We start from the raw sequence: 12,109 nt of genomic DNA, 5'->3' as shown, positions 1-12,109 counted from the left end.
TTTGGTTAATCTAATGTTGCATATTTAACAGCTGTAAAACATTTGGGATGGAGCTAATGTTTCTTGTACGTGCTACAGGAGTGAGCGAGAAATCAATGAAAGTACTGATCCAATACACACAAACAGGAAAATATAAAGATCGAGTATGGGAGTCCCTGACGCTTAAAGCAAAGGGGGAAGTTCAAGCAGTGACACCTTCTTCGGCTGTTCGATTAATAGAGCAGAACAAAGCCGTTTTATTTACTACGGAAGAAGATGAGATTGTTTTTCAAAGCTAGTTGCTGCAAACCGATTTCGACTTAAGGGTTCGTTTGCACCTCCCCAAATCGCCAAACGCATACCCACCACCGGAACCAATCTATTCCCACAGATAGCTTGCTGTTCCGGTTTTTCTTGCCTCATTATCCATTGCTATCGGTCTTTCATTTCTATAACTTAGCCAAGCTGCATGGATGTTATTGGAGGTAGATTGTGAAAAAGCTATTGATAGTCAATGTTGGCTCAGCCCCTGAAAGCCAACTGAGCAAATTTGGTGATTTTGAACTGTGGGCAAAGCAAGCCATTGGCTCCACCACGCTTGAGATCGAGTTTCACGACGGAATCACTAATCCACTGCCAAAACCGCAAGTGCTCGCGGGCGTTATCATCATGGGTTCACTGTCCATGGTGACAGAAGAAACCAACTGGATGAAGCGGCTTGCAGCAGAAATTGTGCAGCTCGCAGAGCTTAACATTCCTACATTGGGTATCTGCTTTGGTCATCAACTTATTAGCTACGCTTTTGGTGGAGAAGTCGACTTCAATCCAAATGGGCTGGAAGTCGGTACAGTCAATATCTCCCGTTTGGAAAATAGCATCGACGACCCGTTGCTTAACCAGCTACCCGAACACTTCGACGCTCAAGCCGTCCATTTTCAATCTGTACTTACATTACCAAAGCAAGCTGTCCGGTTGGCACAAAGCAATATGGACCAGCACCATGCGTTTCGTGTCGGCGCGTGCACATGGGGCGTGCAGTTTCATCCCGAGTTTACTGCCGACATCATGCTCGATGTACTTGTGAACTTTCAGGAAGAGTTGGGAGAAGCGCAAATCGAGGCCAAAAAACAGCAAGTAACCTCAACACCACACGCCCAACAAGTTCTGAAGCGCTTTGCGAGTTTGTGCCTAGCTAAACTCAACACTAGGCATGGATAAAAACTAGAACTTTCGGGTTGAATCGATGACCAGAACAATTTTGCCTACAGCTTGATATTGTTCACTTCGGCGATGAGCACTTTGAATATCTTCAAGTGGATAGACGGTATCGATCGGAACTTTTAATTGGTTATCTTTTATGAGGTTAACGACTTGCTCTAGGTCTTTGGCACTGTTTTCAACCCACATACGATTAAATGCGATGCCATATATCCCCACTTCACCTTCGGCAAGTTCATCAAATGTAGAAACAATCGCACCACCCGACTTAACGCAAGAAACGGTTCTATGAAGTAAATAAACGCCTGGTTTTGCAACAAACGCAAGGTCATACCGCATTGAAGCATGCCATTCTGGCAATTGCTCATCGTAGACTTCATCCGCTCCTAAGCTTTTAACGTAATCGAGCTTTGCTGCTGAAGCTGTTGCAACAACATACGCCCCCTTAGCCTTTGCAATTTGAACAGCGAATGCACCTACACCGCCAGAAGCGTTGTGAATCAACACTTTGTTTCCACGTTGTAGTCGCCCATGATGATGCAACCCTTGCCAAGCAGTCACAGAAGCCAGTGGTAGCCCAGCCGCCTCCACAAAACTCAAATCATCCGGCTTTTTAACCACTAGATCCGCATCAACAGCCACAAACTCTGCGTTAGTGCCTTGCCCTGAGATCGGAGTAAAAGAAAGCACCTTATCGCCAAGCGCAAATGACTCAACCTCATCGCCAATCGACTCAACAACACCTGCGCAATCCCATCCAAGAACGAGAGGTAAGGTATGGGTATCAGTTTGTGCCATCATGCCGTTACGCAGATGAAAATCGACAGGATTAACCCCCGAAGCCACAACCTTAATCAACACCTGATTTGCCTTAATTGAAGGCTGTTCCAACTGACCGATCTCTAGGTTAGACACTTCCCCATATTGTTTTATAAATGCTGCTTTCATGTTTTTCTTCCTTAATATGTGATGAGAACAGCTTCAGTATTCAGCGATTCACCTATTTCTTCTAATTAATAGTTGATATAAACATTATTCCACAGGGGAATGAATTATATGGCTAAAGTTGATTTAAATCTGATTGTTATCTTTGATGCAATTATGCGCGAGCAATCAATTACGATTGCTGCTGAACAACTGGCAATGACTCAGCCATCAGTGTCTAAAGCCGTTTCCAGAATGCGCTATGCTTGGAGAGATCCACTGTTTTTAAAGCAGGGCAGAGGAATTACACCGACTCCTTATGCGAAAAAGCTATGGCAAGAAATCGCTGATCCATTGCGCCAGATAAATGGTTCCATTTCGCCTCCCAAATTTGACCCTATGACTTCCTCAACCCAACTCAGGGTCGCACTAACAGACGGAATTAGTGGTTTGTTTTGGCCTAAGCTCAGGGCGGTCATAGAGCAAAGGGCGCACGCAATTGATCTTTATGCTGTGCCATTTCAAGGAAATGGCGAACAACTTTTATTAAATGCCGAGGTCGATTTAGTGTTGGATTATTTTCCAACCAAACATCGTCACATCACAGTAAAGCATTTGTACGACAACCACTTTACCTGTGTAATGCACCCTTCTCACCCCCTAGCAGCTCAAGATTTGTCGCTGGAAGAATTTTGCCACGCAGATCATCTTCTCGTTTCATTATCTGGAGATCCTAGCGGAGCTGTAGACAAGTGCCTTATGGAGAAGGGGAAGCAGCGAAGGGTAGCAATGACAGTCAATAGTTTCTCATCTGCAATTGACCTGCTCCAAGAATCGAATCTAATCTGTGTTATGCCGTTTACTGTCGCGAGCAAGGCGATACGTAAAGAACAACTGGTAGATAAAGCCGTGCCTATTTCTGTACCTTCGCCCACTATATCGGTGGCTTGGCATACTCGAAATCAACCTAGCCTCGCACTGAAGTGGCTAATTAATGAGATAGAGCAACTCGTCATCCATGACTCAGAAATTTTTACAGCGCCCCTACTCCAGGCGTCACCATCAACAGGTTCAAGCCTAGGAAACCTTAGCGAGATTAACGAACAGACACCAATTTAAGACTCGCTACTCGACTATCAAAGTCAGAGATTCGAGCCAAAAATGCCGGCTTATCTTGTTTTGAAATGGAGCTCGCGAGCGGAAGATTGGCTTTCATTGGGTCTACTGCACGGTTACGTACTAAGACTTCAAAGTGCAAGTGGGGGCCTGTGATCCTACCCGTAGCACCTGCAATCGCTATCTTTTGACCACGTTTAACGTGTTGGCCTTTCTTGACCAAAAAGCGGTGAAGATGAAGGTAACGCGTCTTGTAAACACTGTTGTGTTCGATAACAAGATACTTACCCGCATATTTGTGGTTACGTACCGCGATCACTTTACCATCACCAGTTGAGTAGACAGGCGCTCCTACAGGAGTGGCGAAGTCTGTGCCGTTATGCGGAGTAACACGCCCCGTCACTGGATGCTTGCGTCGTGGATTGAATGGAGACGTGATGCGGCGATATTGTTTTGCTACTGGGTAGCGATCAAATGCTTGCTCTAGACTATTACCTTGCCTGTCGTAAAAGCGGCCATCTTCAGCCAAGAATGCTGCGACTTCTCTGCCGCGAAGATAAATGGCAATACCTTGTATCTCGGTATTTCCCGTCAGATGAGTACCTAAATATTGCTCTTTGACCAACACATTAAAACGATCCCCAGCGCGCAATTCTTTTGCGAAATCAACTTTGTCACGTAAGACTCGGGTAATGTTAGCGATCTGATTAGGCGTTAAACCCGCACGGTAAGCCGATAGCGAAAAGCTCCCCTGAATATCGCCCGCATAGAGCTTTTCCTGCCACACACCCGCTTCTTCAACAAAGCGGTAGCTAAAGCTATTGTCTGCCTCACGAGTAAACACCGCCCTTTCAACCAAGCTTTGGTGGTAGATCAAGCTCGCGAGTTGTTTAGAATCGCTATCAAGCACAAGTTCCAGGTGATCACCCGGCTTAATCGTGTCTAACTTCAGCGACTCGAGATCGGCCTCTAGAATACTTTGCAGCGTCTCGTAAGGTATGTTCCATGCCGAAAATATCGTGCTTAAGGTATCACCGACTTTAACAAAGTAGTGAGCACGAATTTCAGACGGCTGCTGGGTAGCTGGAACTGCATTTTCTAAGGATTGATAAGCAGTCACTTTGATCGGAGTTGGCTCACTCTTCGGCTCAAACTTGAAAGTCAGCACAGCAGAGAGAGAAAAGGCGGTGATCGCTACCGCAATCAGTATGGGACGAACGAGCTTCATAAAACAGACAAATCAGAACTTAATGTTATGTTATAACATTTATGGTGTGGTATTTACATGCGATCTTTGCTACTTAATATTTCCCAATGACAGTACCAAAGTTTCACAAACGAACTTCATATCTAAAATAGCGTAAACCAACCACAAACAAAATCATATTTACATCAAATCAGTTAGAAAAGCATAGTTTTAAAGCACATATCGATTCCACAAAACCAGATCTGCAATCATTTATGATTAAAAAATAAATTCTCTCTCGATACGTTTTAGTTTCATTTGTCTAACTAGAGCTATCTACCTGATAAAACGAACCTTTGTAATTTATTTCGAATTTTATGGAAATATATATTGATCTTTATCATCTCACTTCTATAATTCGAGAATAATCGAAATGATTTTGGAGATGTATTTAGATGAATAACGAATTTATAACCATGGCGAGCGAAGCGCTCGATATGTTTGCATTTTTAGCCACTGAACTGATCATTCTGTTTTTGGCCATTAGCTACATTGTTGGGGTGTTGCAAGAGTTCTTAACACCGGAGAAGATCCAATCGATCCTAAGTTCTCGCAACGGTAAGGGTTATGTTATCGCTGCGTTACTTGGCGCGATTACACCATTTTGTTCGTGCTCAACAATTCCGTTCTTGAAAGGTCTGCTCAGAGCTAGAGCAGGGTTTGGTCCCATGATGGTGTTCTTATTTGGTAGCCCACTCCTCAACCCTGTCATCATTGGCTTGTTTGTGGTGACATTTGGCTGGAAAGTCGCGCTGTTTTACTTCGCTATTGCAATGTTGGTATCCGTGGTCGCAGGTTATACGCTAGAAAAACTCGGTTTTGAGCGCTATGTAAAACCAGAAGCCTACCAGGTAGCGCAACCTTCAAGTTGCGGAGAGAGTAAACCTGCAGTAAAAGCAGAGTCGTCATGTGCAACATCTCGCTGCGGTGAGACCACGCCCGTTGCAGCAAAAGAAACGGCTTGTGGCAGTGAACCAAAAGTTGAAGTCTCTTGCTGCTCGGCAGATGGCACAGCAACAGCGACTGTAATTGAGAACAAAGAACCAAGCCGTTGGGCAAAAATTTGGTATTCAACATGGAAAGATTTTAAACAAGTCTTCCCTTACCTAATGCTAGGTATTGCTATTGGTTCGTTTATCTACGGCTTTATTCCTACTGAGTTGATTGCTGAGTACGCAGGAGCAGGAAAATGGTACGCAATACCAGTCGCAGCCATTATCGGTATACCTTTGTACATTCGCGCCGAAGCAGTCATTCCACTTAGTGCAGCATTAGTACAAAAAGGCATGGCATTAGGCTCAGTCATGGCACTCATCATAGGTAGTGCAGGTGCAAGTTTGACCGAGGTGATTTTACTTAAGTCTATCTTCAAAAATCAGATGATTGCTGCCTTTCTGGTTGTCATTCTCAGCATGGCAATAGGTGCCGGATTTCTATATAGCTTCCTCTTTGGTTAATACAAAAAAGGATTGGCATTGTTGCCAATCCTTTTTTCGGTTTAGAGCACATTACTCGTAGTCTGATGCATATGTCTCTTCGTAGGTGTGAGAGTACAACTCAAATAGATTGCCAAACGGGTCTTCTAGGTAAACCATTTTTGCAGGCTTAGAGTCGTCTTCTGGGTGATAGCGCATCACATCCATACGTACTTTGCCACCGAACTGCTCGACCTTTTCCATTACGCCTTCGAAATCATCAGTTTGTAAACAGAAATGGAAGATGCCTAAACGTGAGAAGTCGACCTCATGGCGCTCTTGACGCTCCTTCATCTCAAATAACTCAACACCGATACCATCAGTTGTCACCAAGTGAGCAATATTGAAGCCTTTAAAACCCTCACCAAATACGGCGATACACATACGACCAATAGCCGTTTCGCGCTCTTCAACGACTTTAGTGTTATTCATGACAATCTTCAGGCCTAACGCTTGAGTGTAAAACTCAACCGCTTTGTCCATATCACCCACCATGATACCAACGTGATTCATTTTCATAACTTTCTCCAGAATTAGTGCGATGTTTTGTTTCGATGGAGAGAGTGTATGCACTGGTGTTGATTAAATGAAATTATCAATAATTATAAAAACAATAACATAAATTTATCATATAAAAAGGAGAGGAACGTATATAGCAATGGGATAGAAAACCCAGAGGAAAGTCAGGCTCCTTTACTTCGGAGCCTGAGTAGATATTTAATCGTTAGACCAACTGTACCATTCGGTAGAGAGTGCGCGGACAGATTGATTCACCAACGTCATTGCACGTGATTCTACGACATAGTTTCGCAAAGGACCTGCGCCTTTTCTTTTATTGTAGATATCGTCATACATATCCTCGTTATGGTCCATCATTGAGAACATCGAATGACACCAAGCATAAATCACCACTTTACCTTGGCTTATTTTACCTAAGGTTGCACTTTTGAGTTTTTCTGTCGTATTGAGTGTCGCGACATCCACAACTTCGACTTTGCTGCCAAATTCTTGGGCCGCTTTTAAATCATCGAGATAAAACTGCTTTTCAATGACGTACTTTTTATTGAACTGGCCGGTACTCGAATCAACGGCTTGACCTGCTTGAGTACCATGTCGACCTGAGAATACGACATATCCGCCGGGATGGTTGAGGTGTCGAGCCAATGTAGGCCAAGAAGAGTTGGCTGTCTGAGTAACGGAAAGATAAAGCCTGCCGACTTGAACCCAAGGACAGGTTGTCCACGGATCATCAGGGCACGAGATAAGATGATCATTCATCAGTGACAGAGGAGTGCGTTGATCATTACGAGGCACAACTTCAAACATTATTGGCTCCTATCGGGTAATAAACGTTTGAATTTTATCATGGCACATTAATGGAGATTACAAAAATGTTAATACAACTTTAGTTTAGAGCATGAATTCTAAATCAAATTTAAGACTGGAAAATAAAACAAAAGCCAATTCAGTGGTGTGATGTTCTAATCTCACTAAATTGACTTTTTTGCTATCGGGATAAGACGATGTTCAGATATTCATTCTGATAGGTACTAACGTTCACCTTGTACTTCAAACTCGTCGTAGGTTAAGCGAGCCTTACCATCATCTTGAATTGTCCATACTTCCTTGTGAACCACACCGAATGCTTTGTTCATCGTCCAATTTGACGTCAGAATATAACTGCTCTCATCCACTTTTTCCCATCTTGTCTCTGTGTACGCAACGTCGCTGAAACCTTGGTCAATGATGTTTTGCCAAAAGGCTTGGATCTGCTCTCGGCCTTCAAAACGACCAAAAGGTTTGGCATGCATGATCGTGCCTTCTTGGTACTGCTTCGCACAGCCCTTTGCATCTTGGTTGTTGAAAGCGTGCTTCCACGCTGCTATGCCTGCCTGACAGGCTTCTAATACGGCTTGACTCATTTTTATTCCCCTCTCAATGATTGAGCTCAGTTTAGTGCTATGATTGACACGTAAAAACAAACAAATAAGAAATCACTGTTCTAAAATAGAGAACAATTAAATGAACAAACATCGCCAAATGACCCTGTTTATGTACATTGTTGATTGTGGGTCAATTTCAAAGGCCGCCGAAAAGCTAGAACTTTCCAAATCAGTACTGAGTGGCGCACTCAAACAGCTAGAAAGCGAACTGGACACTACTTTGCTTAAACGCACTACTCGCAAGCAAAGTCTTACCGTACAGGGAGAGATGTTCTACCAGCACTGCTTAGCGATGAACAAGATTGTCGATCAAGCTTGGGACAAGATGCGAGAAACACACCAGACTCCATCCGGCAATCTCACTATTACGGCTCCCCATGCGTTAGTAGAAACTGTGATTACTCCTGCATTAGCACACGCATTTGCGGCCTATCCTGAGGTTTGTCTCGATCTAAGGGCGGACGATGACCAATTAGACTTGATGCAAAATGATATTGATCTCGCTATTCGAGTCGGAGAATCTGGCGACAGCAGTTATAAACAAAGGAAAATAGGCGCATTTCGCGACGTTTTGTGCCAGAAAGCCTCATGCAGAACAGCCTTCAAAGATGCAAATTACATCGCTAACCACTGGCAAGGCAAACAGGTCACTCACACTATGCACTCCATTTCGACTGGAGATACCGTTGAACACCATTTCCTAGCTAAGCATAGAGTCAATACCATTAATCAAGTTGCTGCCATGATCGCTCACGGTATGGGAATAGGTATCGTGCCTGAGTTTGTACTTTCTCAATACCCCGAGCTCTGTCCTTGTTTACCTAATTATGCACTTCCTAGTACGAATGTTTACGCCTTACACCCATATTCAAGAACGCCACCTATTGCTGTTTTAATGGCAAGCGATGCAATTGAAGAGCAGCTAATAAGTTTTTACTCAGGTAAAAACGAGTAGAAATTAACCTGCATCAATATTCTTATTTATTTCACTAATCATTCAAAATTGATCGCCTACACTTGTTTAAAACGTCAGTGACTAGAGTAAGGAGAATGCCGTGATTTCAGTACATAGAGAATACGAACTAATCGATGTTAACCACTCCCATGCCCATGTTGAGATTAATCCTATCGGTCTGATTGACGTAGAGATCATGGAAAACAAGCAACATCATCAAGCGGAGTTTACTGAACTGTCATTTCAAAAGGTCGGTGGTCACACGCGATTGTGTGGCAAACAAAATAAAAAACCATGGCAGTTGGAATTAGACAATAGAGATGCAGAAGAGATAAATCGTTTGATCGACCAAGCGAGTGAAGAGTTTGAGACCTTAATGCGCGATCTCTGAGCATTGCTAACGTTCAAAAGCCATATCAAAGCTGAGATTTGATATGGCTAAATTCTTATATAGGCTAACGATTAAGGCGTTGTTTTCTTAACAACAAACTCATGCCCATCCAAAATCCCTTTGCCATTCTTAAGTTCATTTAAGCGTGCTGTCACCACACCATCACTGCTGGTAAAGTCCACGCTGTAGCTATCGACATATTCTTGAACGTATTTGCTTGAGAGGGATTTTAGCTTATCAATGTAGACCACCGCTTTATCAAATTCCCCTTGGGAGATAACCTCAAGTTTTGGCGTCAACAACTGGGCAAACTTATAGGGGTGAGCGACAAATCCGCTTCCCATGACTAAAGCCGCAATGATAGGCGTAGTGATGACTGCACTTTGGAACCACTCTGAAAATCTTTTGTGATCCTGAACTAAGCTGCCGTTCGCATTACGATTAGACCACTCTTTCTTAGCGCGTTTAAGTACTTTGCCCACTAAGCAGCGTTGGATCATGTAATCCACCAGCTTAACGATACGTTCAAACAATCCAGTTAATACGCTCACTAATGTACCCACACCAGCAAACGCATCACCCGCAGCCTCTAAACCTATCTTAGTGATACCGACCGCTGCGTTTTTAATTCCACCTAATGCGCCTGTCGCAGAATGGCGAGCCAAAGCATTGGCAATAATGCTTGGGTGGCCGCCCAATAGTTCAACACCACGGCCTGCATACACTTGCGTAATGAGATCTTTAGATTTACATACCGCTTGTTTTACACCCGAGTAGATATCGGAAGCACTCTGAACGTAGCCCCATCCTGGAATAAAGCTTGAAAAGTTTCCGGCAAACTCTCCAGTCATCCACGTAGCGAAGTCAGCAAACCACTCAACACCATAGAGTAAATCACCATAGATGTTACGCGCTTTGTTCATTAGCATACGGAAGAAGTCCGAAATCACCTGTTTAACTTTAGTAACCACTGCACTTGCGGTATCGCCGACAACTTTAGCCGCGCCAACGATCTTTTTCCCTGCTTTGGTTTGCTGCAGTTTGTTGATCGCATTGGTTTTATCTAAAAGACCTGATGCTGCCGATTTGAGATCGCTTAGTGGCTCGGAGCCAATGACAAAGTTGTCGAAGAAATGAGCGTTAGAGAATGCTGAAACCTTCGAGATCTCAGTACTCGCTAACATATACATGGCACCCATTCGCGCATCTGCCATTTGGGCTACTTGAACATCCAACGCAGTATTTTTTGTTTTACCAAACATTTTGTCTTTGATCAGACGCTTTAGAATTTTTACCTGCATGCAAGCCTCGCAACAAAATCAGACACAACCAACTATAAATTGATTGCTTACATTAATGTTATTTATACATTTGCAAGAATAATACATTTTTTTGCGAATAAGGTGGTCTGTTTAGACAAATGATGTGGAATGGGTTCCATTCGATATCATCAGAGCAACCTAGTAAATCAAAACCGCCTGACAAGAAATTCACAATCGAAAACAAAAATCTCCAGGAGTATCACTTTCGAAAAATCTTGAATCATTTTCGATTCAAAAATGAAAAGATATGAGGTAACATAGGTATAAAAGAGGTTATAAGCTATCTATAAAACCAATAGTGACAATAACCTTCTACAATAAAGAGGTTCGGTAGGTGAGGACGCAATAATGAACAAACAGAGCGCAGTTATTCAGCTTCCGTTTCCACTGCTAGTGATAAGCTTGTCGACTTGCGCTTATCATATCTTGCAATACATCTCGTAGATGCGAGATGAACGAGTAACAAAAAGGGTGCACTATTGCACCCTTAATCAAAACCGCTTCGTTATATCTCGTAAAAATCTGGCTTATAACGAAGAATGATTTTCTCCATCGCAGAGAAAACATGCTTGCGTTCTTCATCATTCAGATCTTGAGTCGCAAAGCTCATTTCGTCACGAATCATTTGTGCTAATTGATCGTGTACCTTTTTACCTTTCAGCGTCAAAAACAAACGCTTGGCATTTTTGTGGCTTGGATCTTTCGCACTCGCAATCAGTTCATTCTTTTCTGCATGACGAATAAGACTGGTCATTGTCCCTTTGCTGCGATGCAAACGTTCTGCGATAACACTTGGTCTAAGGCCATCTTCATAGTCTAGTTCCATCAGTACTAGCATTTGCTCAAAATTCACATCATCGCGAAGTTTCGAAATTTTGTTTTGAATGGAGTTCTGAACCATACGGGTAGCGATAAAGCTCATACCTACAGTGGTTTCAAATAGTTTATTTGATTCTTCAGACATTGTGATCATTCCAATTTATGTTATCTGCCCTATTATCCATTTATTAGTTCGATACGAAAGCATTTCCAGCACACTTTATCATTAAATTTGTGAATTTGTGCTATCAGATATGCATATGTGTTGATGATTGTTCGATTCATCACTCTTATAAGTGAGGGTAATCATTGAGCGGTTAGCAATTTCCACCGCCACCACAGGTATCACGACTGGAGTAATGCTAAGTGATGAGATAGTGAGACAAACCACCCTAGACACACTCTCATTAATTTGACACCAAACTAAGATAACTGCAAAATACGGCCGATAAAAAACAGTGTACATTATGAGGAAGCATGACTTTTGAACTCAAAGTGACTCTAAAAGACATCATTATCACAGTAATCTGTATTGTCTGGTCTACGCTATGGATTTCTTCTGAAATCGACAATCATCAAGAAATGCAGCAACAGCAGTTTGATGAGCTAAAAGAGGAACTGCAAAACATCATCCAACATGAAGCGAAAAAGATAGCAGCATGCCAATAAACAACGGCTTCCTTACCGACTAATACAACAGCCCCCAGTAGTCTGTTCGATT

14 protein-coding genes are annotated in these 12,109 nt (G+C 42.8%); 7 read left to right on the top strand and 7 right to left on the bottom strand.

The annotated features are described in order from the left end of the window. The first annotated feature begins 95 nt into the window (after positions 1-95). Both AC6R00_RS08025 and AC6R00_RS08020 read left to right on the top strand, forming a co-directional pair. Positions 96-278: a hypothetical protein gene (locus AC6R00_RS08025; protein ID WP_004749160.1), complete on the top strand. Its 183-nt coding sequence runs from the start codon at positions 96-98 to the stop codon at positions 276-278. A gap of 193 nt (positions 279-471) precedes the next feature. After that, positions 472-1,197 (top strand): glutamine amidotransferase, encoded by a 726-nt coding sequence (locus AC6R00_RS08020; protein ID WP_500639974.1) that lies wholly within the window; start codon positions 472-474, stop codon positions 1,195-1,197. 3 nt (positions 1,198-1,200) lie between these two features. Here AC6R00_RS08020 and AC6R00_RS08015 read toward each other — a convergent pair whose 3' ends face one another. Next, complete coding sequence (locus AC6R00_RS08015; RefSeq protein ID WP_500639973.1) at positions 1,201-2,145, bottom strand: NADP-dependent oxidoreductase; 945 nt, start codon at positions 2,143-2,145, stop codon at positions 1,201-1,203. 108 nt (positions 2,146-2,253) lie between these two features. On the opposite strand from AC6R00_RS08015, the gene AC6R00_RS08010 reads away from it, so the two are divergent. Next, positions 2,254-3,240 carry a LysR family transcriptional regulator gene (locus AC6R00_RS08010; RefSeq protein ID WP_500639972.1) on the top strand — a complete coding sequence of 329 codons (987 nt, stop codon included), beginning with the start codon at positions 2,254-2,256 and terminating at the stop codon, positions 3,238-3,240. Here AC6R00_RS08010 and AC6R00_RS08005 read toward each other — a convergent pair. Next, positions 3,218-4,465 carry a peptidoglycan DD-metalloendopeptidase family protein gene (locus tag AC6R00_RS08005; RefSeq protein ID WP_500639971.1) on the bottom strand — a complete coding sequence of 416 codons (1,248 nt, stop codon included), beginning with the start codon at positions 4,463-4,465 and terminating at the stop codon, positions 3,218-3,220. The two genes, AC6R00_RS08010 and AC6R00_RS08005, sit on opposite strands and share 23 nt — an antisense overlap. Before the next feature lie 413 nt (positions 4,466-4,878). On the opposite strand from AC6R00_RS08005, the gene AC6R00_RS08000 reads away from it, so the two are divergent. Then, complete coding sequence (locus AC6R00_RS08000) at positions 4,879-5,940, top strand: permease (RefSeq protein WP_500639970.1); 1,062 nt, start codon at positions 4,879-4,881, stop codon at positions 5,938-5,940. A gap of 51 nt (positions 5,941-5,991) precedes the next feature. Here the strand turns inward: AC6R00_RS08000 and AC6R00_RS07995 are convergent, their stop codons facing one another. The 3 genes from AC6R00_RS07995 to AC6R00_RS07985 all read right to left on the bottom strand — a co-directional run bounded on the left by AC6R00_RS07995 (position 5,992) and on the right by AC6R00_RS07985 (position 7,880). Beyond that, positions 5,992-6,477, bottom strand: coding sequence for a VOC family protein (locus AC6R00_RS07995; protein WP_171320293.1), 486 nt, complete (start codon positions 6,475-6,477; stop codon positions 5,992-5,994). Between the two features lie 198 nt (positions 6,478-6,675). Beyond that, positions 6,676-7,284, bottom strand: coding sequence for a hypothetical protein (locus AC6R00_RS07990; RefSeq protein WP_004747318.1), 609 nt, complete (start codon positions 7,282-7,284; stop codon positions 6,676-6,678). A gap of 224 nt (positions 7,285-7,508) precedes the next feature. Then, complete coding sequence (locus AC6R00_RS07985; RefSeq protein ID WP_500639969.1) at positions 7,509-7,880, bottom strand: nuclear transport factor 2 family protein; 372 nt, start codon at positions 7,878-7,880, stop codon at positions 7,509-7,511. Positions 7,881-7,980: 100 nt separating this feature from the next. On the opposite strand from AC6R00_RS07985, the gene AC6R00_RS07980 reads away from it, so the two are divergent. Together AC6R00_RS07980 and AC6R00_RS07975 are read left to right on the top strand one after the other, a co-directional pair. Continuing rightward, positions 7,981-8,856, top strand: a complete 876-nt coding sequence (locus AC6R00_RS07980) for a LysR family transcriptional regulator (protein WP_500639968.1) — start codon at positions 7,981-7,983, stop codon at positions 8,854-8,856. Between the two features lie 100 nt (positions 8,857-8,956). Then, positions 8,957-9,247, top strand: a complete 291-nt coding sequence (locus tag AC6R00_RS07975) for a hypothetical protein (RefSeq protein WP_500639967.1) — start codon at positions 8,957-8,959, stop codon at positions 9,245-9,247. 71 nt (positions 9,248-9,318) lie between these two features. On the opposite strand, the gene AC6R00_RS07970 is transcribed toward AC6R00_RS07975, so the two are convergent. Together AC6R00_RS07970 and AC6R00_RS07965 are read right to left on the bottom strand one after the other, a co-directional pair. Continuing rightward, on the bottom strand, positions 9,319-10,548 hold the full coding sequence (locus AC6R00_RS07970) for a hypothetical protein (RefSeq protein WP_004747311.1): 1,230 nt from the start codon (positions 10,546-10,548) through the stop codon (positions 9,319-9,321). A 526-nt stretch (positions 10,549-11,074) separates the two neighbouring features. Then, complete coding sequence (locus AC6R00_RS07965) at positions 11,075-11,533, bottom strand: MarR family winged helix-turn-helix transcriptional regulator (RefSeq protein WP_500639966.1); 459 nt, start codon at positions 11,531-11,533, stop codon at positions 11,075-11,077. 332 nt (positions 11,534-11,865) lie between these two features. On the opposite strand from AC6R00_RS07965, the gene AC6R00_RS07960 reads away from it, so the two are divergent. After that, the gene (locus AC6R00_RS07960; RefSeq protein WP_500639965.1) at positions 11,866-12,057 is read left to right on the top strand and encodes a hypothetical protein; all 192 of its coding nucleotides are present in this window, start codon (positions 11,866-11,868) and stop codon (positions 12,055-12,057) included. Positions 12,058-12,109: the final 52 nt, after the last annotated feature.

The organism is Vibrio sp. R10-SF1-ISO8, assembly GCF_059833805.1.
The sequence above is the reverse complement of the archived record's forward strand: the minus strand, read 5'-3'. Positions and strand labels throughout refer to the sequence as shown.

Coding starts and splice junctions, on each gene's coding strand:
- AC6R00_RS08015 (WP_500639973.1), bottom strand. CDS start 2,145: ATGAAAGCAGCATTTATAAAACAATATGGGGAAGTGTCTAACCTAGAG.
- AC6R00_RS08000 (WP_500639970.1), top strand. CDS start 4,879: ATGAATAACGAATTTATAACCATGGCGAGCGAAGCGCTCGATATGTTT.
- AC6R00_RS07985 (WP_500639969.1), bottom strand. CDS start 7,880: ATGAGTCAAGCCGTATTAGAAGCCTGTCAGGCAGGCATAGCAGCGTGG.
- AC6R00_RS08005 (WP_500639971.1), bottom strand. CDS start 4,465: ATGAAGCTCGTTCGTCCCATACTGATTGCGGTAGCGATCACCGCCTTT.
- AC6R00_RS07995 (WP_171320293.1), bottom strand. CDS start 6,477: ATGAAAATGAATCACGTTGGTATCATGGTGGGTGATATGGACAAAGCG.
- AC6R00_RS08010 (WP_500639972.1), top strand. CDS start 2,254: ATGGCTAAAGTTGATTTAAATCTGATTGTTATCTTTGATGCAATTATG.
- AC6R00_RS07980 (WP_500639968.1), top strand. CDS start 7,981: ATGAACAAACATCGCCAAATGACCCTGTTTATGTACATTGTTGATTGT.
- AC6R00_RS07970 (WP_004747311.1), bottom strand. CDS start 10,548: ATGCAGGTAAAAATTCTAAAGCGTCTGATCAAAGACAAAATGTTTGGT.
- AC6R00_RS07960 (WP_500639965.1), top strand. CDS start 11,866: ATGACTTTTGAACTCAAAGTGACTCTAAAAGACATCATTATCACAGTA.
- AC6R00_RS07990 (WP_004747318.1), bottom strand. CDS start 7,284: ATGTTTGAAGTTGTGCCTCGTAATGATCAACGCACTCCTCTGTCACTG.
- AC6R00_RS07965 (WP_500639966.1), bottom strand. CDS start 11,533: ATGTCTGAAGAATCAAATAAACTATTTGAAACCACTGTAGGTATGAGC.
- AC6R00_RS08025 (WP_004749160.1), top strand. CDS start 96: ATGAAAGTACTGATCCAATACACACAAACAGGAAAATATAAAGATCGA.